General features: G+C 34.8%; 23 protein-coding genes. 5 read left to right on the top strand and 18 right to left on the bottom strand.

Annotation, left to right across the window (positions count from 1 at the left end; genetic code table 11):
- Positions 1-2 precede the first annotated feature (2 nt).
- The 3 genes from GON26_RS05175 to rnpA all read right to left on the bottom strand — a co-directional run bounded on the left by GON26_RS05175 (position 3) and on the right by rnpA (position 2,932).
- Complete coding sequence (locus GON26_RS05175) at positions 3-1,640, bottom strand: S41 family peptidase (RefSeq protein WP_160373663.1); 1,638 nt, start codon at positions 1,638-1,640, stop codon at positions 3-5.
- 3 nt (positions 1,641-1,643) lie between these two features.
- Positions 1,644-2,447, bottom strand: coding sequence for a DUF4349 domain-containing protein (locus tag GON26_RS05170; RefSeq protein WP_160373662.1), 804 nt, complete (start codon positions 2,445-2,447; stop codon positions 1,644-1,646).
- Positions 2,448-2,527: 80 nt separating this feature from the next.
- Positions 2,528-2,932 (bottom strand): ribonuclease P protein component, encoded by a 405-nt coding sequence (gene rnpA, locus GON26_RS05165; RefSeq protein ID WP_160373661.1) that lies wholly within the window; start codon positions 2,930-2,932, stop codon positions 2,528-2,530.
- 125 nt (positions 2,933-3,057) lie between these two features.
- Between rnpA and GON26_RS05160 the strand changes: the two genes are divergently transcribed.
- The 3 genes from GON26_RS05160 (at position 3,058) to GON26_RS05150 (ending at position 5,906) form a co-directional block, all read left to right on the top strand.
- On the top strand, positions 3,058-3,798 hold the full coding sequence (locus tag GON26_RS05160) for a lysophospholipid acyltransferase family protein (RefSeq protein ID WP_160373660.1): 741 nt from the start codon (positions 3,058-3,060) through the stop codon (positions 3,796-3,798).
- Between the two features lie 54 nt (positions 3,799-3,852).
- Positions 3,853-4,845 carry an acyl-ACP desaturase gene (locus GON26_RS05155; protein WP_160373659.1) on the top strand — a complete coding sequence of 331 codons (993 nt, stop codon included), beginning with the start codon at positions 3,853-3,855 and terminating at the stop codon, positions 4,843-4,845.
- A gap of 407 nt (positions 4,846-5,252) precedes the next feature.
- On the top strand, positions 5,253-5,906 hold the full coding sequence (locus tag GON26_RS05150) for an HD domain-containing protein (RefSeq protein WP_160373658.1): 654 nt from the start codon (positions 5,253-5,255) through the stop codon (positions 5,904-5,906).
- Positions 5,907-6,170: 264 nt separating this feature from the next.
- On the opposite strand, the gene GON26_RS05145 is transcribed toward GON26_RS05150, so the two are convergent.
- The 3 genes from GON26_RS05145 to GON26_RS05135 are packed head-to-tail and all read right to left on the bottom strand — an operon-like array spanning position 6,171 to position 8,638.
- Positions 6,171-6,293 carry a FeoB-associated Cys-rich membrane protein gene (locus tag GON26_RS05145; protein ID WP_202110836.1) on the bottom strand — a complete coding sequence of 41 codons (123 nt, stop codon included), beginning with the start codon at positions 6,291-6,293 and terminating at the stop codon, positions 6,171-6,173.
- Positions 6,294-6,299: 6 nt separating this feature from the next.
- Positions 6,300-8,399, bottom strand: coding sequence for a ferrous iron transport protein B (feoB, locus tag GON26_RS05140; protein ID WP_160373657.1), 2,100 nt, complete (start codon positions 8,397-8,399; stop codon positions 6,300-6,302).
- Entirely contained in the window at positions 8,399-8,638 is a 240-nt protein-coding gene (locus tag GON26_RS05135) for a FeoA family protein (protein ID WP_160373656.1), read from the bottom strand. Before GON26_RS05135 ends, feoB begins: the two co-directional genes overlap by 1 nt.
- A 541-nt stretch (positions 8,639-9,179) precedes the next feature.
- On the opposite strand from GON26_RS05135, the gene GON26_RS05130 reads away from it, so the two are divergent.
- Positions 9,180-10,709 carry a T9SS type A sorting domain-containing protein gene (locus tag GON26_RS05130; RefSeq protein WP_160373655.1) on the top strand — a complete coding sequence of 510 codons (1,530 nt, stop codon included), beginning with the start codon at positions 9,180-9,182 and terminating at the stop codon, positions 10,707-10,709.
- A gap of 185 nt (positions 10,710-10,894) precedes the next feature.
- Here the strand turns inward: GON26_RS05130 and GON26_RS05125 are convergent, their stop codons facing one another.
- Together GON26_RS05125 and GON26_RS05120 are read right to left on the bottom strand one after the other, a co-directional pair.
- Complete coding sequence (locus GON26_RS05125) at positions 10,895-11,560, bottom strand: SCO family protein (RefSeq protein WP_160373654.1); 666 nt, start codon at positions 11,558-11,560, stop codon at positions 10,895-10,897.
- A gap of 114 nt (positions 11,561-11,674) precedes the next feature.
- The gene (locus GON26_RS05120) at positions 11,675-12,601 is read right to left on the bottom strand and encodes a DMT family transporter (protein ID WP_160373653.1); all 927 of its coding nucleotides are present in this window, start codon (positions 12,599-12,601) and stop codon (positions 11,675-11,677) included.
- Positions 12,602-12,822: 221 nt separating this feature from the next.
- Between GON26_RS05120 and GON26_RS05115 the strand changes: the two genes are divergently transcribed.
- Complete coding sequence (locus GON26_RS05115) at positions 12,823-14,883, top strand: M13 family metallopeptidase (protein ID WP_160373652.1); 2,061 nt, start codon at positions 12,823-12,825, stop codon at positions 14,881-14,883.
- Positions 14,884-14,947: 64 nt separating this feature from the next.
- Here GON26_RS05115 and GON26_RS05110 read toward each other — a convergent pair whose 3' ends face one another.
- The 10 genes from GON26_RS05110 to hemC form a co-directional block, all read right to left on the bottom strand.
- Positions 14,948-15,355: a c-type cytochrome gene (locus tag GON26_RS05110; protein WP_160373651.1), complete on the bottom strand. Its 408-nt coding sequence runs from the start codon at positions 15,353-15,355 to the stop codon at positions 14,948-14,950.
- Positions 15,356-15,359: 4 nt separating this feature from the next.
- Entirely contained in the window at positions 15,360-16,355 is a 996-nt protein-coding gene (hemB, locus tag GON26_RS05105) for a porphobilinogen synthase (RefSeq protein WP_160373650.1), read from the bottom strand.
- A 285-nt stretch (positions 16,356-16,640) separates the two neighbouring features.
- Entirely contained in the window at positions 16,641-17,543 is a 903-nt protein-coding gene (gene hemF / locus GON26_RS05100; RefSeq protein WP_160373649.1) for an oxygen-dependent coproporphyrinogen oxidase, read from the bottom strand.
- A complete protein-coding gene (locus GON26_RS05095; RefSeq protein WP_160373648.1) occupies positions 17,533-17,958 on the bottom strand; it encodes a hypothetical protein in 426 nt (141 codons plus the stop codon). The genes hemF and GON26_RS05095 overlap by 11 nt, the downstream gene beginning before the upstream one ends.
- Before the next feature lie 8 nt (positions 17,959-17,966).
- Positions 17,967-18,518, bottom strand: coding sequence for a GNAT family N-acetyltransferase (locus GON26_RS05090; protein WP_160373647.1), 552 nt, complete (start codon positions 18,516-18,518; stop codon positions 17,967-17,969).
- Positions 18,519-18,520: 2 nt separating this feature from the next.
- Entirely contained in the window at positions 18,521-18,898 is a 378-nt protein-coding gene (locus tag GON26_RS05085; RefSeq protein ID WP_160373646.1) for a hypothetical protein, read from the bottom strand.
- 109 nt (positions 18,899-19,007) lie between these two features.
- On the bottom strand, positions 19,008-19,559 hold the full coding sequence (locus tag GON26_RS05080; protein ID WP_160373645.1) for a transposase: 552 nt from the start codon (positions 19,557-19,559) through the stop codon (positions 19,008-19,010).
- A 119-nt stretch (positions 19,560-19,678) separates the two neighbouring features.
- The gene (hemE, locus tag GON26_RS05075; RefSeq protein WP_160373644.1) at positions 19,679-20,707 is read right to left on the bottom strand and encodes a uroporphyrinogen decarboxylase; all 1,029 of its coding nucleotides are present in this window, start codon (positions 20,705-20,707) and stop codon (positions 19,679-19,681) included.
- Positions 20,708-20,809: 102 nt separating this feature from the next.
- Complete coding sequence (locus GON26_RS05070) at positions 20,810-21,475, bottom strand: uroporphyrinogen-III synthase (protein ID WP_160373643.1); 666 nt, start codon at positions 21,473-21,475, stop codon at positions 20,810-20,812.
- Complete coding sequence (hemC, locus tag GON26_RS05065; RefSeq protein ID WP_160373642.1) at positions 21,475-22,398, bottom strand: hydroxymethylbilane synthase; 924 nt, start codon at positions 22,396-22,398, stop codon at positions 21,475-21,477. Before hemC ends, GON26_RS05070 begins: the two co-directional genes overlap by 1 nt.
- Between the last annotated feature and the right edge of the window lie 55 nt (positions 22,399-22,453).

Below are 22,453 nucleotides of genomic sequence, written 5' to 3'. Positions count from 1 at the left end.
TTTTACATTTTTAAAATCGATTTGTACTCAGCTTGATTATTCAAAACACCAACGGCTTTCTTAATTTCTGAATTGTTTTTAATATAATATTGATATAATCCTTCCTGATACTGATACCTTTTGATAAGCTCTTCCTGAATCAGGTTTTTGATTTCCTTTTGGTTTTTATCCAGCATAGTGGTTTCGCTTTTTTCAAGAGAAGCCAGCAATTGCTGATATTCCGTCTGAATTGCTTCGTCGATATTTTCTTTTTTGGCTGTAGCCAAAGTGTTCTTCAAAGCCACTTCGGTTTCGGTATCAAAAGTGATTTTGTTGGTTTTTAAATATTGTTTGAAGCTCGCATAATCGGCATCCGTAATCTGAGGGATTTTATCGCCCATGTTTGGATTTTTGTAGTAATACGAAGTCGCATAATCAAATATCCCATCGTTTTTCTGCAAAGCCACCGTAATCGGACTTGTTTTTGCTTCTTCCAATTCGATATCAGGTAAAACCCCTCCGCCATCATAAACCGTTCTTCCTTTACGGGTTTTAAAAGCATTAAAGTTTTTAGAATCGGTTTTTTGCGCCAGACCATTTTTGTCTTTATGCGCATAATCCAACGCCTGAATACAGCGTCCGGAAGGGGTATAATAACGGGAAATGGTTACTTTTAACTGGGTTCCGTAAGTAAGTTCTACGGTGCGTTGTACCAAACCTTTTCCAAAACTTCTGCTTCCTAAAACTACAGCGCGGTCCAAATCCTGCAATGCGCCCGACACAATCTCAGAAGCCGAAGCACTTTTTCCATTCACTAAAATAGCCAGCGGAATTTCTGTATCAACGGGTTCTTTGCTGGTTTTATAGGTGTTGTTGTGTTTCTCGATTCTGGATTTGGTGGTTACGATTACTTCGTTTTTCGGAACAAATAAATTACAAATATCAACGGCTTCGTTAAGCAATCCGCCCGGATTGCCTCTTAAATCCAAAACGATTTGTTTGGCTCCGTCGGCTTTTAGTTTTTCCAAAGCTTCTTTTACCTCGTTGGATGCTTTTCGGCTAAAATGTGCCAAAACAATATAACCCGTTTTCTCATCAATTTTTCCGTAAAACGGCACAGATTTAATATCGACTTCATCCAAAACTATTTCGGTAGCATACGTTTTGCCCTGACGCAGGTATTTTATGGCTATTTTGGTGTTTTTTGTACCTTTTAGCAATTGCGAAGCATCGTCTTTAAAATCAGCAATCAAAACATCCCCAATCTGAATAATTTCGTCGCCGGCTTTCAGACCCGCTTTATCGGCAGGAAAGTTTTTATATTGTTCCCTTACAATTAAACGGTCTTTTTTTCTGGAAATTAAAGCGCCAATACCTGTATATTCACCTGTATTGTTGATTTTGAAATTAACCACATCCTGTTCGTTAAAGTAAACAGTATAAGGATCCAGACTGGCCAGCATGCTTTTGATGGACTTATCCATCAACTCACCCGGATTGGTTTCGTCAACATAATTGGTGTTGACAGCTTTAAACATCGTCGTAAAAATTTCTATTTGCTTGGCAATCTCAAAAAAATCTTCTTTGAAACTGGTTCCAATAAATAAAAAACCTGCCGCGACAGTGGGTATAATGAATTTCTTTTTGAAATAAGGATGCATGATTTATGTTTTTTTTCTTTTAAATCGTTTTCTAATAAAATAAGCAATCACCAAAAATAAGAGGATAAACGGCCAAATGCTAATTAAGGAGATGAAAAAACTCGAAATTTCGAAAAATCCGGTTTTAATGGCGTTTAAAATTTTAGAGCCGTAAGATGTCTGAACACCTTGTTTCTCAGCAATAGTTTTATAAAATTCTATGGTTATGGTGCTTTCGGAAACGCGGCTTTCTAAATATTTCAATTGACCTTCTTTCGCTTCAATTTCTTCGCGAATAGCCGAAAGCTGTTTTTCTATTTCTAATATTTCACTTATTTTGTTTGCCTTCTGCAAAATTTCCAAATAGCGTTTTTCCAGTTTTCGCTTAGTGTTTAATCTGGAGGTAAGATCAATATATTCTTCGGTTACATCCTGTGCAGAAATATTTTTTTCATCAAAATATGAAATTCCTTTGGAAACGGAATCTACAAAAGCTTCAAAGTTTTGACTCGGAATGCGAACCTTAATTTTTCTGCTAATATATTGATCATTTTTTTCCTGAATATCATTTTGTATGCTTCCTCTATTCGTTGTAATTGAAGTTTGAATCTGCTTGAAAGTGTTTTCTAAATTGCTGGTTTCAAATTTGATAAATGCTTCTTTGATGATTTTTTGCTGAACAGATATTCCGTCTCCTGATAGCGGTTTCTCTGGAGCAGAAAGATTTACGGCTAGAATTTTATCCTCAGCATAATTAGCACTTCCTATTTTTTCTTCACAACTAGAAAAAGTAAAAATAAACAGAAACAAAACGATAATATTTCGCATAAAAGTTCAATTTAGAGCTAAAACTACAATTTTTTTATAATTTTTCGTCTAATTTGATAAATAAAGTTGCTGTTTATGTATTATTCTTCCTGCTTAATTTCAGATTCAGGGCTTTTATTTACCTGAAGTAAAAATTTTTCGAATAACTGAATGGTTTTGGTATTGATTTCTTCGTAAGATAATCGGTCTTTGGTCTGGTAAAAAAACATCAGATTATAGGGTTGTTCAATACTATCCAAAAGCAAATGTTTGTTTAAGCGATAGGTTTCGCGCAAGACACGTTTGAAGTAATTACGGTCAACGGCTTTCTTGAAGTATTTCTTCGAAACCGAAACCCCAATTTTAATTTTTTCTTCTGAATTTTCTTCCGCTTGACGGTAAACCAAACGCAAAGGATATTTAGAAACCGATTTTCCTTCAGAAAACAGTAATCCAATAGTAGTTTTGCTTTTTAGCTTTTCGTTTTTAGGGTATTTGAAGTTCATTTAATTCAGAAAAAAATTGCAATTGCGTGGGCAAAGGTACAATTAAACCACAAAAACCGTTATTGTTTTCAATTTTTATACCGCTAATAATTTATTTATTACTTTTGGGCATTAATTTTTTAAGCATGCAAAAAATAATTTCGTACCCAATTTCCGTTATCTACTATTTGTGTTTTGGATTGTGTTTGGTTGTTTTTCACCCAATTCAATGGATTTGCCTAAATGTTTTTGGTTATCAGGCCCATAAAAAAAGTGTTGACTATCTGAATTTCTTTCTTTTAAGATGCACAAATTTGGTGGGAACAACTTATAAAGTAAGCAATAGAGAACTTATTCCAACAGGAGTTCCCTTGATTTTTGTGTCCAATCATCAAAGTATGTATGATATTGTAGCAATGATTTGGTATTTTAGACGATTTCATTGTAAATTTGTAAGCAAGAAAGAGTTAGGAAGCGGAATCCCGAGTGTTTCGTATAATTTACGCCACGGAGGATCTGTACTTATTGACCGAAAAGACCCAAAACAAGCTATTCCTGTAATCAAAGGCTTGTCTGAATATATCGAAAAAAACAATAGATCAGCCGTAATTTTCCCTGAAGGAACCCGAAGCAAAACGGGTGTACCAAAAGAATTTGCCCAAAGCGGGTTGAAAATCTTATGCAAATATGCACCATCAGCGTATGTAGTACCGGTGAGTATCAACAATTCATGGAAAATGGTAAAATATGGTTTTTTTCCTGTTGGTTTAGGAAATCGCCTTACCTTTACCGTTCATAAGCCCTTAGCTGTAAAAGATTATGATTTTGCAGCATTAATGGAGATTACTGAAAAAGCAGTTGTAGAAGGAGTAAACGAGTATAAATAGATTTTTGTTTTTAGAATTTTAGCTAAAACTTAAATCCCAAATCTAAAATAAGTAATGTCTATAAAAAACATTAGATTAGAAGTAATGCAGTTTTTGGAAAAAAACGTGGATAGCTTCGTTGAACAGTATTTAATTCCAGTGGAGAAAATTTGGCAGCCGTCGGATTTCTTGCCTAATTCTGAAGGAGAGAATTTCTTTGAAGAGGTTAAAGAATTACGCGAGATTGCTAAAGAATTGCCTTATGATTTCTGGGTAACGCTTGTAGGTGATACCATTACCGAAGAAGCTTTGCCAACTTATGAGTCATGGCTAATGGATGTAGAAGGTGTAAATCAGGTGGAAAATGGTGGAAATGGCTGGTCGAAATGGATTCGTCAATGGACCGGAGAAGAAAACCGCCACGGTGATTTGCTAAATAAGTACCTGTATTTATCCGGTCGTGTAAACATGCGTGAAATCGAAATGACAACACAGCATTTAATCAACGACGGTTTTGATATCGGAACTGGAAGTGACCCATACAAAAACTTTGTATATACCAGTTTTCAGGAATTAGCAACCTATGTATCACACAACAGAGTAGCACAAATCGCTAAGAAATTTGGTGATAATAAGTTGTCTAAAATGTGTAAAATGATTGCTGGAGACGAAATGCGTCATCACCATGCATATAGCGAGTTTGTGACGCGTATTTTTGCAGTTGATCCAAGCGAAATGATGTTGGCGTTTCAATACATGATGAAACAAAAAATCGTGATGCCGGCTCATTTTCTAAGAGAATCTGGTCAAAAGATCAGTACAGCTTTCGAACAATTTTCGGATTCTGCACAACGTATCGGGGTTTATACAGCGAATGATTATGTAGAAATCATGCAAAAATTAATGGATAAATGGGAGATTGATAAAATCTCTAATTTAACCGATGAAGCTGAAAAAGCACGTGATTACCTAATGAAACTTCCAGCTCGTATGGCAAGAATCTCGGAGAGAATTGTAATTCCACAAGAATCACATATTTTTAAATGGGTAGAACCAGCTAGACTTTAAATCCATTTTAGATTTCTGAGTTTAGAGTTTAGATTTAAAATTGATATTGTAATTGATTTTAGATATTGCAATTGAATAGTATATTTGTTGATTGTTGAGGTTTTTGCTTCGACAATCAACATTTTTTATTTAAAAACAGACATTAATAAAAACCTACGGAGAGTAAAAAATTTACCGCAAAAAACGCTAAGTTTTTATCTAAGAATACCTTTGAAGGCGGAGAGTTCGTAAAGCTAAATCAATACAAAGCTTTGCGAACTTTGCCTTTTAAAAAAGCTAAGAGTAAAAAAACTTTGCGTTCTTTGTGGTAAAATTAGTTGGGGAGTATATTTTCTCCATAAAATCTGCGTTAATCCGCTTAAATCCGCGTCATCTGCGTGCCATTTCTCAATACTTAAATATAATTTATGAATAACACAAACCTAATTGACAAAACTATTGCTTTCGTAAAAGAAAAACTCAACGATGCTGAAGGCGGACACGATTGGTTTCATATCGAAAGAGTATATAAGAACGCATTATTAATTGCAAAAAAAACCGAATGCGATTTAACTGTGGTCCAACTCGGAGCTTTGCTTCATGATATTGCCGACAGTAAATTTCATGGTGGTGATGAAACCATTGGACCCAAAACTGCCCGTTTGTTTTTAGAATCTGAAAATGTTTCGGAAGAAATTATTCAGCATGTGGTAAACATCATCGAAAACATATCATACAAAGGCGGAAATTTCGAAAAGAAGTTTACTTCCATCGAATTAGATATTGTTCAGGATGCTGATCGTTTAGATGCGATAGGAGCGATAGGAGTGGCAAGAGCTTTCAATTATGGTGGGTTTAAAAACAGAGCGTTATACAATCCTGAAATTGCTCCAAACACTTCTATGACCAAAGAAGAATACAAAAAAAATAATGCACCCACAATCAATCATTTTTATGAAAAACTTTTATTGCTAAAAGATAAAATGAATACTGAAACCGGAAAACAAATTGCAGCCGAAAGACATCAATTCATGGAACTATTTCTAGCTCAGTTTTATGCAGAGTGGGATGGAGTAAAGTAATACTAATTACGCGTAATTTAAGCGCAACAATGTTGCATTATATTGAAAAACGCCTGTAATCATTGATAAAATAAAAATTGCTTTTAAGGCTAAATTTTAATCTTGATTGGAATTTTACCAGAAATATTCACAAATATTTATCGCAAAGCTTCACAAAATTTAGAATAAAATCTTTGTGAAGCTTTGTGTTTTTTTGGTGAAACTATGTGGATTTTTTAAGAAAAAACTTAGCAACTTAGAACCTCAGTACCTTAGAACCTTTCTCTAAGAACACCCACAATCACCACCACCACAATCCTTCTTTTTCTTAGATTTCCAAAAGAACTTTTTCACTAAAAAAGCAACGGCTAGTCCTAAAATGGTAAAGGCTATAATTTCTTGTACCATAATTTTTTATTTTAAAAGTTGATAAGCGAGTAAGGCTACAAAATAGGCCAGGGCACTCATAAAAACCAATTGCATCGCAGGCCATTTCCAGGAGTTGGTTTCTTTTTTGGTAATGGCTAATGTACTCGCGCATTGCATCGCAAAAGCATAAAAAAGTAAAAGTGAAATCCCCGTAGCAAAATTAAATATCTTCTCACCCGTTACCGGATTGACTTCTTCCTGCATTTTGCTTTTTATAGTCGCTTCGTTATCACTGTTTCCAACGCTGTAAATTGTGGCTAATGTGCCTACAAAAACTTCACGTGCTGCAAACGAACTGATAATGGCAATCCCGATTTTCCAGTCGTAACCTAATGGGGAAATTGCAGGTTCAATAGCTTTACCCATAATGCCGATATAAGAGCTCTCTAATTTTTGAGAAGCGACAGCGTTTTCAAATTCAACCTCGTTTAGCGGTTTCTGGATGGTTCTTTCCTTAACGATGGCTTCCGCTTCGTTAAAATCCTTTCCGGGTCCGTAAGAAGCTAAAAACCATAAAATAATCGATATTGCCAGGATGATCTTTCCGGCACCTACAATAAATGCCTTGGTTTTTTCAACTACGTTGATTCCGACGTTTTTGAAAAGTGGTAATTTATAACTTGGCATTTCAACAACAAAATAGGTCTTTGAATCTAATTTTAATATTTTATTCAAAATGTAAGCCGATAAAATAGCTGTTCCAAAACCTAGCAAATACAGCAACATCAAAGATAATCCCTGCATATTCAGAACTCCGAAAACACGTTCATTCGGAATTACCAATGAAATAATTATCGCATATACGGGTAATCTCGCAGAACAGGTTGTAAAAGGAGTAACCAAAATAGTAATCAGACGTTCTTTCCAGTTTTCGATATTTCTGGTAGCCATAATTGCCGGAATGGCACATGCAGTTCCTGAAATCAAAGGCACTACACTTTTGCCCGAAAGTCCAAATTTACGCATGATTTTATCCATCAAAAATACCACCCGGCTCATATAACCGCTTTCTTCCAGAATCGAAATAAAGAGGAACAAAAAGGCAATTTGCGGAATAAAAATGATAACACCGCCAATTCCCGGAATGATTCCCTGCGAAAGTAAATCGGTCAAAATACCGCTTGGTAATTCTTCGGCAACCCAGCTGCTTAAGGAAGCAAAAGTGCTGTCGATAAAATCCATCGGAATGGTTGACCAGCTAAAAATCGACTGAAAAATGATGAATAAAATCGCAAAAAAGATAAAGTAACCCCAAATTTTATGCGTTAAAACACGGTCTAATTTGGCTCTGATGTCTTTTGCCATCGAGGCATCGACTTTTAAACCTTCTTTTAAAACATCATTTATAAACTGATATCTTTTGATGGTTTCTTTTTGCTGTAAGCGTTTTAATTCTGAATGCGATTTGGTAAAAGTGCTTCTGATTTCATTTCGATCCAAATTCGAAAAGTTCACATCCTGCGTTATTACCAACCATAATTTATATAAAAGCTGGTTCGGGAAAGCATGTTGCAGTTTTTCAAAATAGTCTTTATCAATAACTGTTGAATTCAGACAAGGTTCATTCGGAATGGTTTTGTACGAGACAATCAGGTTTTTCAATTCTTCGATTCCACGACTTTTTCGGGAACTTACCAGCGCTATTTTGGTTTTTAGTTTTTCTTCAAGATACGGAATATTCAATGTAATTCCTTTAGTTTCCATCCGATCAGCCATGTTGATGACTAAGATGGTTGGAATTTCAAGATCTTTTATCTGGGTGTAAATCAGTAAATTTCGTTTCAGGTTTTCAACATCGGTAACGACTACTGCAACATCCGGATATAATTTGTCGTTTTTGTTCAGCAAAAGTTCAATCACCACGCTTTCGTCCATCGAGCTGGCGTTCAGACTGTACGTTCCGGGCAAATCCAGAATATTGGCTTTGATGTTGTGCGGTAATTTGCAAAAACCTATTTTTTTCTCCACCGTAATTCCCGGATAATTCCCCACTTGTTGGTTTAAACCGGTAAGCATATTAAATACGGAAGTTTTTCCAACGTTCGGATTCCCAATAAGGGCAACATTTATGTTTTGAATGCTCATTAGAAATTGGTTTTTATCAATTCAACTTCAATTTCGCGCGCTGTTTCTACACGTATGGCAACGTGCGAACCGTTTATATCCAAAAACAAAGGATCTCCAAAAGGAGCAATTTGCAGTAATTCGACTAAGTTGCCCGGCAAACAACCCATCTCTAATAATTTTAGCGGAATCAAATCGATATCAAAATCTTTGATAATGGCTTTTTCGCCTTTTTTCAGGGTGTGGATTGTATTTTGCAAGCTTATTTAGATTGAATTTAGATTGCAAAAATAGACAATTATTCTTTATATCAAGGTATTTAACGCAGTTGTATATGCTAAATGTTTCTAAAAATAAGGCTTTTTACTCTTTAGACAGAAAATCGATATCTTCAAGAAGTCGTTTTATTTTTTTTCCCAACAATAGCAGTGTATTATAAGAAAAGTCACAAGTATTTATTCCGTTGAATATTAGTACAATATGTTAATTTTAGATGATTTATTTTAAAATTTAACCAAATATCTTAAAATTTATAAGTAAAAACTTTAAAATGTATTTAAATGAAAGTGTATTTTCGTTAATTGAAACTATGCTTAGATTGTTGATTTATTTAACAAATTATACTATAGATTCCAAATATCACATGTACTAACGGGTAAGGTTAAAGGAGTAAAAACTTGAAAATTAATTTTTTCTTGGATTATTAATTTTTTAATTTTTGCTTAAAGTAGATTATAAAGGGGGAAAATTAGCCGAACAGATACCCAAAAATGATAGTAGGCACCAAAAACAATAAATAAAATGAAGAAAATTTTAATGTTATGCTTTAGTGTATTATGCACTAATTTTTTAATGGCGCAAGGAGGAACGGTAGAAATATCTGGTCCATCAAATGTAGAAGTTGGAAAACCAAATACTTTTAATTTAAAATTTATCCCAACATCACCTACTACTTCAACTACTAAATACTCTATTGATTTCTGGAATATTGTTGCTCCTGTAGATGGATCTCCAATTGATGGTAATATTAATAATCAGCCAAATTCAAACTACTTTTATAATCAAACGGCAGGAACAGAGGTTTCAATTTTAAACCCATCAACAATAGGTATTCCCATTACTTTTGGAGATCAATCTTTTGCGAACAGCGAAATTAGTGTCTATTGCTCAGGGGTTTATAGGGACAGCAATAATGTAATTACTGGTCATTTTACCACAAATGTAATCGTATTTAAAGTTGGAGTTTACAAAATCAAGCCTCCAACAATTAGTAATCCAGCAATTTTAACTTGTTGCACAAATAATGTGCAAATTTGCGCGACAGATTATGGAGATGCAAATCGATTTACATGGACAATATCAGGAGCGACAATAGTTTCAGGACAGGGTTCAAGTTGTGTAACTATTACACCAAATCCGACGGGTGATATTTCTGCTACTTGTGTTGTTAAAAGGGATTTAGGCTTGCCTAATTATACAGCAACGAACACTAGAATTATTTCTAGAACAGCAAGAACAGCTTCATTTTCCCCTAATTATGCCACAACACCACCTTACAATTATATGTGTAAAGGAAGTGGCCTGCAAATGAACATGTCTAATCAATGTGGAATTTCAAGTATTAATTGGATAGCACCTAATTGTACTATAACAGGTCAAAATACATTGACACCAACAATAACACCTACAAGCTCAATTCCAACCGGAAGTTTGATAAATGTTTCTGCAGTTGTCTCGTTTGGTGATTGTACAGCCACCTCTATTAACTCATTTAAAATTTTAGACAATGCAGTTGCCCCTACTCCTCAAGGTACTTTTAGTGTAACTCTTCCTGAAAATAGTGGCTCAATTTGTACTACTGAAACCTTTGATTTGGCATTTATTAGTTCAGATGGTTTTAATAACGGAATCACAACAGTGTCTCCTGGTTTTTTATGGGGACCTGGTGATGAATTGCACTATAAAGGAGGTAAACCTACATCAGTTACGGTGTCTAATATCAATTTGTGTACAGGATTATCAACAAAGAAAATATTTACAGTTTATCCTCCTGCTCCATGTGCTTCTTTTGCTAAAGTGGCTTCGGTTTCTGAACTAGTCATTGCACCAAATCCAACAAAAGGTACTGTTACAGTAACGTTACCCGAAATTCTTTCAGGAAACTATGAAATTTATGACCAAACGAGTAGTGTTTTAGTTCAACAAGCAAAATTTGATAACCAATTGGAATTACAAATCGAAATGTCTCATAAACTAAAATCAGGAATTTATATTCTAAAAGTAAATACTAAGGGCAATACCTTAACAGAAAAAATAATCTTAAACAGATAAATATATTTTAACAGCATTATCTAATTGGGTAATGCTGTTTTATATAAAAATGACAAAACATTGCTTTAATAGGCAATGTTTTTTTGTCATTTCAAAAGCTTTATTACCAAATTGAATTGAAAAGTGAGCAGATTTTTATCTTAAAATTATAATTGAATAAATTTAGTTTTAACAGAAAATCATTTTTACTCTTTAGACAGAAAATCGATATCTTCAAGAAGTCGTTTTATTTCCTCTTTATTAGTTCCGTCATAAAATCCGCGAACGCGACGTTTTTGATCGACCAAAACAAAATTTTCAGTATGAACCATATCATACAACTGGTCAGGTCTTCCTAGTTTTACAGCCAGATACGATTTTCTGGCCATTTTGTAAATCTCTTTTTTATCGCCGGTAACCAAATTCCATTTGCTGTCAACAACGCCGTGTTTAATAGCGTACGCTTTTAGAACCGGAATGCTGTCGGTTTCTGGAAAAACAGTATGAGAAAGCAGCATTATTTTCGGATTATTCAAAACGGCTTTTTGAACATCGGCTAAATTGGTGGTCATTTTGGGACAAATTGACCCGCAGGTTGTAAAGAAAAAATCGGCTACGTAAATCTTTCCTTCGTAATTTTTTTGCGTAATCGTATCTCCGTTTTGGTTTACAAAAGAAAAATCAGCAATCGTGTGGTATTTGCTTTTATACTGAACGGTACTATCTACCATTTCAGGATTTACATCGGCCGGATTGTAAATCGGAAGCGTTTTTTGTGGTTTTAAAGCAAAATAGAATAAGGTTATAGTAATGGCCGAAAATACAATTAAAACAATAAAAAACTTTCGGTATTTGTAAAGTAGCGATTTCATAAATAAAATTTGGTGCAAAAATACAAAAAGCACTTTTTAAAACCCTTCATAATAAAGCTTTTTAACAAGATGTTGGAATTTTGGAACGGTGCCCATTCGCAATTTGGTTCCGAATTATTTCAGTTTAGGTTTTTTGATGGATTTATTCACCAGATACAAACCTAATAAAGTAACCAAAGCACCAATGGCAATGGCCTGTGTAAGGGTTTCTCCAAAAATAAAAAAGCCTAAAATTATCGCAACAATCGGGTTGATATAGGCATAAATACTGCTGATTTCTTTAGGAAGATGCTGTAAAGAATAAATAAAAGCAATAAAAGTTAAAACCGAACCGATAATCACCAAATAACCAATTGCCCACCACGAAGCCAGCGGAATGTCACTTAATGGGATATTGCTACCTGTAGATTCAGTAACGCCAAAAAGTATAAAACTCGAAATTAGCATTTGCAGACCCAGACTAAAGTAAGGGTTAAAACTGGCCGCTTTTTTCATGATATACAAAATTCCAAACGCCCAGGTTATCGTAGAAGCAACAGATAAAAAAATACCAAACTGAAAATCAGGCCTTAAAAAATCGGCTAAGTGGTCCATGAAAATAATACAGATTCCACCAAAACAAACTAATAATCCTGTAACGGCCAAACGCGCAATTTTTTCACCTTTAAAAAAACAAATAATCACAATCCATATAGGAAAAATGGCGCCGATGATAGCTCCCAAGCCGCTGCTGATGTATTTTACACCCCAAGTGCTTAATCCGTTACTGCAGACAAAATTTAAAATGCTTAAAATCAATATCGTAATCCATTGTTTGCCTTTTGGCCAGGGTTCTTTTTTGAGAAGAAAATAACCCACGTATAAGATGCCGCCTAAAAATTGCCTGATGGTGGCCAATTGCAAAGCGGGCATGTGTTTCACGCCTTCTTTTGAAGCCAGCCAGGTGGTACCCCAAAAAAAACTTACCCAGCACAAAGCCAAAATCGGTAATCCGATGGCATCCACTTTTCCTGATAAGGCACTTTGTATTTTTGCTTTCACTTTAAAATTTTCTTTTGACAAATATTCCAAAAACAATTTCAATTAATGCAAAAAAACAGACAGATTTATTCATGAAAATATTTTGTAGCTGACATGCGGATTTTTAATTTTTAATTCATTTCAAACTAAAATTAAACTTACAAATCAAATAATTCAAATTTTAACATTCGTTTTGAAATAATAGCAATATGTTTGTGTAAGACCTAAAACTATACATAAAAATGATAAAACAACTAAACAAATCTGTTTTTTGTGCTTTTTCTGCAATCCTAACTTGCGGTACAATTCAGGCACAGGATGCAAAACCCAAAGAACCAGGTGTTAATGTTTCGTACATGAATACTAAAATTAGTCCTGCCGAAGATTTCTTTCGTTATGTGAATGGAACGTGGCTGGATAAAACTGAAATTCCAAGTGATCGAAATTCCTGGGGAAGTTTTAATGAATTGCGCCAGAAAACGGATAATGATGCTTTGGCAATTTTAAAAGAAGCCTCTAAAGATCCTAAATACAAATCAAACACAGATCAGGGAAAAGCGATTGCCTTATTCAATACTATTCTGGATACAGTTGGAAGAAACAAAAAAGGAGTTACACCGCTTCAGCCTTATTTGAAGAAAATTGACGCTATCAAAAATGTAGCAGATTTACAAAATTTACTTATCGAAATGCAGCCTCAGGGAGGTCTTGGTTTCTTTGGAGTATATGTAGGATCAGATGCTAAAAACAGTAATAAAAATTCGGTTACTTTAAGCCCGGGAGGTTTAGGATTATCGGATAAAGATTATTACAATTCTGATGATAAAGATTCTAAAGAAAAACGGGAGAAATATGAAGTTCACGTAGCAAGAATGTTGCAATACATTGGAGAATCTCCAGCTAAAGCGAAGGAAAGTGCAAAACAAATTTTGGCTTTAGAGGTCGAAATGTCTGCTCCAAGATTAGACCGTGTGGAAAGAAGAGACCGTAGAAAACAATACAATCCGACTGCTGTTGCTGATTTAAAAAAGAATACACCTTCTATTCAGTGGGAAAAATATTTTGCGGGAATCGGGATGACAAAATTAGATACTGTAAACGTTGCGCAGCCACGCTACATGATCGCTCTTGAGAAAACTTTTACTGAAAAGAAAGTTGAATCTTGGAAGGAATACCTAAAATGGTCTTTATTGAATAAAGCTGCTTCAACTCTTTCTACAGATATTGAAAACGCCAATTTTGATTTCTACGGAAAAACATTAACAGGAGCTTTAAAGCAACGTCCTCGTGAAGAAATGGCTTTGCAGGTTATCAACGGTGCAACCGGAGAAGCTTTAGGAAAATTGTATGTAGCGAAATTATTCCCTGCTGAAGCAAAAGAGAAAGCGAAGAAAATGATCGCAAATGTGATGTTGGCTTACGAAAACAGAATCAATGCTTTGCCTTGGATGTCTAAAGAAACAAAGCTTAAAGCGATTGAAAAATTAAACAAACTAACGATTAAAATAGGATACCCAGATAAATGGAAAGACTATTCTAAATTAGAACTTAAAAATGTTTCTGAAGGCGGAACTTATTTTGACAATATGAAAAATATATCAAAATGGTCGTATGCAGAAAATTTAGCAAAATTAGGTAAGCCAGTTGATAAAACAGAGTGGGGAATGTCTCCTCAAACGGTAAATGCTTATTTTAACCCGTCTTATAACGAGATTGTGTTTCCGGCAGCTATTTTACAGCCGCCTTTCTACAATTATCAGGCTGATGAAGCTGTAAATTATGGTGGAATTGGAGCTGTAATTGGTCACGAAATCTCTCACGGTTTTGATGATTCAGGAGCCCGTTACAACGCAGAAGGAAACTTAGTAGATTGGTGGACACCTGAAGATCTGAAACAATTTACAGCTTTGGGTAATGATTTGGCAGCACAGTACAGTGCTTTAGAGCCGTTGCCGGGAATTCACGTTGATGGTAAATTTACTTTGGGTGAAAATATTGGTGATTTAGGCGGAATAAATGCTGCTTATGATGGTTTACAGTTGTATTTGAAGGCTAATGGTAATCCGGGTCTTATTGACGGATTTACGCCGGAACAGCGTTTCTTTATTTCCTGGGCAACTGTTTGGAGAACAAAATCCAGAGATGAGGCTATTAAAAGTCAGGTAAAAACTGATCCGCACTCTCCGGGAATGTACAGAGCGTATGTACCAATTCAGAATGTAGATGCTTTTTATGATGCGTTCGGAATCAAGAAAGGGGATAAAATGTATGTTGAACCAGAGAAAAGAGTTAAAATCTGGTAAGATATTAAATCATAAAAAAACGGCGCTAATTGAGCGCCGTTTTTGTTCTTTATATATTTTGAATTTACTTCAAATTACTATAAATGTAAGTTTCAATAGCTTTCAATTCTTCGTCAGACATAGCTTGTGTTACAGGGAAATTGGTTTTCATAACTGCAAACTGACTTGGATCGACAATGGGTTCGCCGTTTCCTTTTAAGAATGTAATCATATCGCCTTTTTTGTCTTTATAAATTTTTGCAATTTCCTGAATGCTTGGCCCAATCACTTTTTGATCGACCTGATGACAAGAAGTGCAATTTCCTTTTCCTTCAAAAATCTCTTTCCCGAGAGCTTCCGGAGTTTTCACTTCAGCAGTTTGTCCTTCAGAATAGGCTTCTGTATTGTTTTCGTTAGTTGTATCAGTCGTTGCTGTTTCTTTTTTACAGGAAACCATTAGTAAAACTGAAAATATAAAAAGTGCTTTCTTCATTATTTTATTTTTTTAAAAGTATCGCAGCTTCCTTCGCAAAATAAGTCGAAATCAGACTTGCACCCGCTCTTTTGATACACATTAATTGCTCCATCATAATCTTGTCATTGTCCAGCCAGCCTCTTTCGGCAGCAGCTTTAATCATGGCATATTCTCCCGAAACATGATAAACCGTTACGGGAACATTTACCGCATTTTTTACTTCACGAACAATATCCAGATATGCAATTCCTGGTTTAACCATGACCATATCTGCGCCTTCTTCAACATCCCAAAGAGCTTCTTTAATGGCTTCGATGCGGTTGGCATAATCCATTTGGTAGGTTTTTTTGTCTTTAGGAACCACAACATCAGCTTCTCTTGGTGCGCTGTCTAATGCATCACGGAAAGGACCATAAAACGCCGAAGCATATTTAGCCGAGTAGCTCATGATTCCCACATTATGAAAACCTGCAGCATCCAACCCTTGGCGTAAGCGTAAAACACGTCCGTCCATCATGTCGCTTGGCGCTACAAAATCGGCTCCGGCTTGTGCGTGCGAAACGGCCATTTTTACTAATGCTTCGTTAGTCGCATCATTGGCAACATCACCGTTTTCGATAATGCCGTCATGACCATAAATAGAGTAGGGATCAAGTGCCACATCTGGCATTACAATGATTTCTGGACAAGCGGCTTTGATGGCTTTGATTGCCTTTTGCATTAATCCATCAGGATTCCAGGCTTCTTTTCCGGTATTGTCTTTTAAGGATTCATCTACTTTTACGTATAGGTTTACGGCGCGAATTCCTAAATCAAACAATTCTTTTACTTCTTCAACTGTCAAATCAATCGAACGACGGAAAATCCCCGGCATTGATGGTATTTCTACTTTATAATTGTCGCCTTCTGCAATAAACATCGGGAACATAAAATCCGAAGGACTTAAAGTCGTTTCACGTACTAAAGAACGAATGGATTCGTTGGTTCTTAATCTTCTACCTCTTTGTAATGGGAACATAATTATTATATTTGTTTTATGAAAAAAAAGCTAATTTTTAGTGTTATTACACTTATCTACATTTGTATTTTTAAAATTACAAATTTTGAAACAGGAGATGTGGGATCCGCTACAATATTAATTTATATTGGTGTACCTTTCTTCGTTTTGATTTCAATTATTTTATTTATAGTAAGTTTTTATAATTTTTATAAAGAAAAGTTTAATGTCAAATCTTTAAATTTTGTTTTATTAGCCGTAAATTTTATTTCGCTAGTTATAGCCTTTGATGTTTTGAAGTTTTTTCTAGATCCAATCAATTGGTGATTCTAATGCTTTTACTAATTTTTCTTCTTCACTTCCTGCTTCTGGATGATGATCGTAAACCCATTGTACGTGCGGAGGCAAGCTCATCAGGATACTTTCGATTCTTCCGTTGGTTTTTAAGCCAAATAAAGTGCCTTTGTCGTGAACTAAATTAAATTCGACATACCGGCCACGACGAATTTCCTGCCAGTTTTTATTTTCTGGAGTATAAGCTAAATTTTTTCTTCTTTCCACAATCGGAACATAGGCTTCCAGGAAACTATTTCCAACTTCGGTTACAAAGTTGTACCAGTTTTGCATTGACATTTGCTCATTTGCTTTGCAATAATCAAAGAACAAACCGCCAAGACCGCGCGCTTCGTTTCTATGAGCATTCCAGAAATAAGCGTCACATTGTTTTTTATATTTTGAATAAAACTCTGAATTGTGTTTGTCGCAAGCCGTTTTACACGTTTTATGAAAGTGAATGGCATCTTCTTCAAACAAATAATAAGGCGTTAAATCCTGTCCACCGCCAAACCAGCTATTGATAACATTTCCGTTTTCATCGTACATTTCGAAGTATCTCCAATTTGCATGAACGGTTGGTGTCATTGGATTTTTAGGATGTAAAACCAAACTTAGTCCGCAGGCAAAAAAATCGGCTTCGCCAACGCCAAACATCTTTTGCATCGTTTCGGGTAATGTTCCGTGAACCGCCGAAATGTTAACTCCGCCTTTTTCAAAAACAGCTCCGTTTTCGATCACACGAGTTCTTCCGCCACCGCCTTCCGGACGTTTCCAAAGATCTTCACGGAATTTGGCAGTTCCGTCAACAGCTTCTAATCCAGCGCAGATTTGGTCCTGTAATTGTTGTATGTATGCGTAAAATTTATCTTTCATCGTGATTTTTATTTTCAGGGATAGTATCATAATACTTGAATTCAACATTCATATCAAAAACTATTACTGTGTCTTTCTTAAAAATTTTTACAAATCTGGATTTTGCATTTTTTGAAATTGAATCTCCAATTTCAACCTTTTCCCAAAAAATAAGATAACCATTCAATCTACTCGAATCTTTGAATTTGAAAGTAGGACTTTTTCTATTGTCATAATCTATATATTTCTTAACGATTAGACCTGAAAAATTGTCTTCAAACATATCTTTATATTGTCCTTTACTTATTGTTACTTCACTAGAAGAATACAAAACAATACAAATGATACCAATAGAAAAAAGCATGATAAAAAATGCTTTATAAGCTGGTTTCAAATCGTTAAATTCAAATTCTAGTATTTTTTCTAAAGAAGGCATATTAAAATTTATCTTTCATGAGTATTATATTCTGATTTAAGCAATCCGAAATAAACAGTGTTTTGCAGTTCGCCATCACCGTTTCTAAATTCGTCTCGCAAAATTCCTTCTTGTTTGAAATTGTGTTTTAATGCAACTTGCTGACTGGCGAAATTAATTTCTGAAGTGCAAATGAAAACTTTGTTCATCATCAATTCATTAAAACAAAAATTAAGAGCATCAGAAACCATTTTAGAAATAATTCCTTTTCCCTGAAAATCTTCATCAACAAAATAACCTAATTCACATTTAGAAATGCGATAATCAATGGTTTTTACACATAAATAACCAATTAGATTATTGGTTTTGATTTCTCTGGCAAAAAAATAAAATCCTTCTTTGTTTTTCTCTTTTTCAAGATTGACAGCTAAAAATATCTTAGCTTTTTCTAATGTATCAGAATTGGCAAGTGTAACGGGAAAGGTTTTTTCGATATGTGTTGCATTCTTGTCGATGAGGTTGAAAAACTCCTCAGGAAGAATATCATGTATGGTTTCTATTTTCCAATCCGTCAAGCTCATCTTTATTTGTTTTTAGCCGAAGCTATTTTAGTGTTGATTCCGAATGAAAAAATGACATTTTCCTTTTGAATGTATTGATAGATTGCCAAAGCGTTATCTTCAAAATCATAATTTTCAACTTTAGAAAAAGCCATTAGAAAATCGGCAAATTGCTCTAAATGATTGAAATCTAAATGACAACGAACCAGTAAGTTGATCAATTCTTCATTGTTATAATCAACCAAACTCTCGATGTTTAAAGCGAATTCTTTAAGTAAATTTTCAATTTCGAATTTCTCGCCATCTGTCAAAGGTTGAGTTACAAAATCAAGAGCGCGCAATGTTTTAAGAACATTGTCAATCCGGATGCTTTCGTTGTCTCTTAGGCCTTTGTTGAGCATTTTTTTACGTTTCCTGCAAGGTTTCCAAAACCTTGTAGGTATTAATTGTCGGTTTATCTAAATCTTTAAAATAGACCTACAAGGTTTTTGAAACCTTGCAGGAGGAAAACTATTCAAAAGTATATGTTTCATTTAAAAATTCATTCTTCTGATTATGACAAAAAACAAAATCATCAAAGTTCCCAAATAAATTTATAATTTCTTCTCTCTCAATTTTTGTTTCTTTATTCGAAAGATAGGTTTGATAAGACGAATATTTAAAGTTTTGAAAATCTTGATTTAAATGATGTTTAGGATTCAAATGAACATAAATTATCAATTGCTTTAAATAATTTTCATCTTTCAATTTTATTCTTCGAAAATGTTTTTCAAATAAACTTCCTGTTCGGTTTGATTGCTTATTAAATGCTTTTGCATAAGAATTAAATAAGTTGGAGAACATTTGCGTAACTTCTTTTTCCTCAGTATTTAATCGAATTACTAAATGAAAATGATTATTCATCAAACAATAAGCAAATATGGAAATTTTATCTTCAGAATATTTGGCGAGTTGTTTTAGAAAATAAGTTTTATTAGCATCATTTTCAAAAATTGCAGAACCATTAATTCCACGATTATAAATATGATAATAACAATCTTTTTCTAATACCTCCAACTTCATTTTTCTTTTCTTTTATCTCCTGCAAGGTTTCCAAAACCTTGTAGGTCTTTATCTGATAGTAAGTCTCAAATTTAATACCTACAAGGTTTTTGAAACCTTGCAGGAAAGTAAACAATTAACTATTTCGCTTGGTATTCCTTAACCGCTTCCACAAAAGCTTTCGCATGATCAACAGGAATATTGGGTAAAATTCCGTGACCTAAGTTTACGATATATTTGTCTTTTCCGAATTCATCGATCATTTCGTGTACCATTTTTTTGATAGTTGGAATTGGAGAAAGTAATCTCGATGGATCGAAATTCCCTTGCAAAGTAATGTTTCCACCAGACAAATAACGCGCATTTCTAGCCGAACAAGTCCAATCTACACCCAAAGCCGAAGCTTTACTTTTACCCATATCGCCAAGAGCGAACCAACATCCTTTTCCGAAAACAATTACCGGAGTAACTTCAGCTAATGCTTCAACAATCTGGTTGATGTATTTCCATGAAAATTCCTGATAATCAACCGGAGAAAGCATTCCGCCCCAAGAATCAAAAATCTGAACGGCATTTACACCCGCTTTTACTTTTTCTTTTAAATATAAAATCGTTGTATCTGTGATTTTTTGCAATAAAGTATGCGCAGCTATTGGGTTTGAAAAACAAAATCCTTTTGCAGTATCAAAACTTTTTGAACCTTTTCCTTCAACAGCATAACAAAAAATTGTCCATGGAGAACCAGCAAAACCAATAAGCGGAACCTCATTATCAAGCATTTCTTTTGTCAATTTGATGGCATCAAAAACATAACCTAAAGTTTCGTTTACATCTGGAACAAAAACCTGGTTTACTTGCTCCATCGTACGAATAGGATCTGGAATAATCGGACCTAAATTGTCTTTTAATTCCACGTGAATCCCCATCGCTCTTGGAACTACTAAAATATCCGAAAATAAAATAGCAGCATCCGGTTTTACAATTCTAATAGGTTGCACCGTGATTTCTGCAGCCAATTCTGGAGTTTCGCAACGCGTAAAGAAATCATATTTATCACGCAAAGCTCTAAATTCTGGTAAATATCTTCCGGCTTGACGCATCATCCAAACTGGTGGACGTTCTACAGTTTCTCCTTTTAATGCTTTTAAAAATAGGTCGTTTTTTAACATTTCTTATTTGTTTATCCTGCAAGGTTTCCAAAACCTTGTAGGTATTGTTGTTGATTTATTTAAACCTACAAGGTTTTGGAAACCTTGCAGGAAGCGTACTTGTTATTTATATTCTTCGATTACATCCTCAATTACATCTTCAACCGTTGGCTGATCAGCAATGATGATGTTTTTTGTAATTTTATCTAAAGCCTGAGCAGTGGTTTCGCCAATACAAAAGCATTTTTCTTTTTTTATTGAATTATCTTTCAAATAGCTTTCAACGCCAGACGGACTGAAAAACAATATTGCATCAGCAGCTGTTTTTATTTTTTGTGGTGTTAAAGACGTTTCGTAAACCTGAATTTCGTTTAGTTTCACATCAGCATCTTTTAAGGCTTTTGGTAACGTTTCTCTTCGCAAGTTTCCACTAAAAAAAGTATAGCTTTCATTACGGTAAATCAAAGTGATGATTTCGGCTAAATCTGAAGCGTAACCGGTGTAAGCAACGACATTAAATCCGTTTTCGGATAGTAAAATTTTAGTTTTAAGGCCAACGCAAAAGACGTTTTTAGTTTTCAACGCTTCCCAATTGGGTTGCGATAAAACACTGTGAACGGCATTCTGACTGGTGAAAATCAAATTATCGTTGAGGTCTTTTATTTCGAAAGATTTGTTTTTTGTTTGAATAAAATCTGCGTCAATAACCTCAAAGTTGGCTTCTAGTAAAGCTTGCTTTTGTTCGGCTGATAGCTTTTTGGTAGATAGTATCTGAATTGATTTGCTCATTATTTCTTCAAAGTTGCTTTAATGTTTTGCATCAATTCGGCACCGCCATTGTTCAAAATTTCCTGAGCAGAGTGAAAACCTAGTTTTTTCCATTCTGAAATATCAACCGTTTTGTTGATTTCCAGTTTTTGTTTCCCATCGATAGAAAGTAAAACGCCTTGAAAATGTAGCGTATCTTCGTCTTCATTATAACTTACCAAAGCTCCAATTGGTGCGGTACAACCTCCTTCAAGCGTTCTTAAAAACTGACGTTCGATATATGTACAGATTTCAGTTTCGATATGATTTAGTTGCGAAAGCGCATCCAAAGTATAATTGTCATTTTCCATTGCTACAACAAGCATTGCTCCTTGTGCAGGTGCCGGAATCATCCAATCCAAATTGATATAATTCTCAGGTTTTAGGTTAATGCGTTCCAGTCCTGCAGCGGCAAAAACGGCTCCGTTCCAGGTATTATCTTCTAGTTTTTGCATGCGTGTGTTTACGTTTCCACGCAAATCAACTACGGTATGATTCGGGTATTTATTCAGCCACATTGCCTGGCGGCGTAAACTTCCGGTTGCAATGGTACTTGGTTGATCGAAATCTGAATTTCCTTTATGAACCAAAATATCCAAAACATTGGCTCTTTCCAAAACAGCTGCCTGAACAATTCCTTTTGGCAAAGCCGTAGGAACATCTTTCATCGAATGCACGGCAATATCAATATCGCCATTGATCATCGCAATGTCTAAGGTTTTGGTGAAAATTCCAGTAATTCCAAGCTCGTACAACGGTTTGTCAAGAATAATATCACCTTGAGATTTTACGGCGACAATTTGGGTTTTATAACCTAAATCGTTTAGTTTTTTCTCGACAGTATGCGCTTGCCAAAGTGCTAATTCGCTATCACGTGTTCCAATTCTGATTGTTTTTTCGGCCATTTTGTTGAATTTCACCATATAAGTTATATAAGATAATTTAAGCAGTTTGGGTAAA

The organism is Flavobacterium hydrocarbonoxydans, from assembly GCF_009789235.1.
Classification (GTDB): domain Bacteria; phylum Bacteroidota; class Bacteroidia; order Flavobacteriales; family Flavobacteriaceae; genus Flavobacterium; species Flavobacterium hydrocarbonoxydans.
This window is presented reverse-complemented; position numbering and strand designations above follow the sequence as displayed.

Coding starts and splice junctions, on each gene's coding strand:
- GON26_RS05175 (WP_160373663.1), bottom strand. CDS start 1,640: ATGCATCCTTATTTCAAAAAGAAATTCATTATACCCACTGTCGCGGCA.
- GON26_RS05170 (WP_160373662.1), bottom strand. CDS start 2,447: ATGCGAAATATTATCGTTTTGTTTCTGTTTATTTTTACTTTTTCTAGT.
- rnpA (WP_160373661.1), bottom strand. CDS start 2,932: ATGAACTTCAAATACCCTAAAAACGAAAAGCTAAAAAGCAAAACTACT.
- GON26_RS05160 (WP_160373660.1), top strand. CDS start 3,058: ATGCAAAAAATAATTTCGTACCCAATTTCCGTTATCTACTATTTGTGT.
- GON26_RS05155 (WP_160373659.1), top strand. CDS start 3,853: ATGTCTATAAAAAACATTAGATTAGAAGTAATGCAGTTTTTGGAAAAA.
- GON26_RS05150 (WP_160373658.1), top strand. CDS start 5,253: ATGAATAACACAAACCTAATTGACAAAACTATTGCTTTCGTAAAAGAA.
- GON26_RS05145 (WP_202110836.1), bottom strand. CDS start 6,293: ATGGTACAAGAAATTATAGCCTTTACCATTTTAGGACTAGCCGTTGCT.
- feoB (WP_160373657.1), bottom strand. CDS start 8,399: ATGAGCATTCAAAACATAAATGTTGCCCTTATTGGGAATCCGAACGTT.
- GON26_RS05130 (WP_160373655.1), top strand. CDS start 9,180: ATGAAGAAAATTTTAATGTTATGCTTTAGTGTATTATGCACTAATTTT.
- GON26_RS05125 (WP_160373654.1), bottom strand. CDS start 11,560: ATGAAATCGCTACTTTACAAATACCGAAAGTTTTTTATTGTTTTAATT.
- GON26_RS05115 (WP_160373652.1), top strand. CDS start 12,823: ATGATAAAACAACTAAACAAATCTGTTTTTTGTGCTTTTTCTGCAATC.
- GON26_RS05110 (WP_160373651.1), bottom strand. CDS start 15,355: ATGAAGAAAGCACTTTTTATATTTTCAGTTTTACTAATGGTTTCCTGT.
- hemB (WP_160373650.1), bottom strand. CDS start 16,355: ATGTTCCCATTACAAAGAGGTAGAAGATTAAGAACCAACGAATCCATT.
- hemF (WP_160373649.1), bottom strand. CDS start 17,543: ATGAAAGATAAATTTTACGCATACATACAACAATTACAGGACCAAATC.
- GON26_RS05095 (WP_160373648.1), bottom strand. CDS start 17,958: ATGCCTTCTTTAGAAAAAATACTAGAATTTGAATTTAACGATTTGAAA.
- GON26_RS05090 (WP_160373647.1), bottom strand. CDS start 18,518: ATGAGCTTGACGGATTGGAAAATAGAAACCATACATGATATTCTTCCT.
- GON26_RS05085 (WP_160373646.1), bottom strand. CDS start 18,898: ATGCTCAACAAAGGCCTAAGAGACAACGAAAGCATCCGGATTGACAAT.
- GON26_RS05080 (WP_160373645.1), bottom strand. CDS start 19,559: ATGAAGTTGGAGGTATTAGAAAAAGATTGTTATTATCATATTTATAAT.
- hemE (WP_160373644.1), bottom strand. CDS start 20,707: ATGTTAAAAAACGACCTATTTTTAAAAGCATTAAAAGGAGAAACTGTA.
- GON26_RS05070 (WP_160373643.1), bottom strand. CDS start 21,475: ATGAGCAAATCAATTCAGATACTATCTACCAAAAAGCTATCAGCCGAA.
- hemC (WP_160373642.1), bottom strand. CDS start 22,398: ATGGCCGAAAAAACAATCAGAATTGGAACACGTGATAGCGAATTAGCA.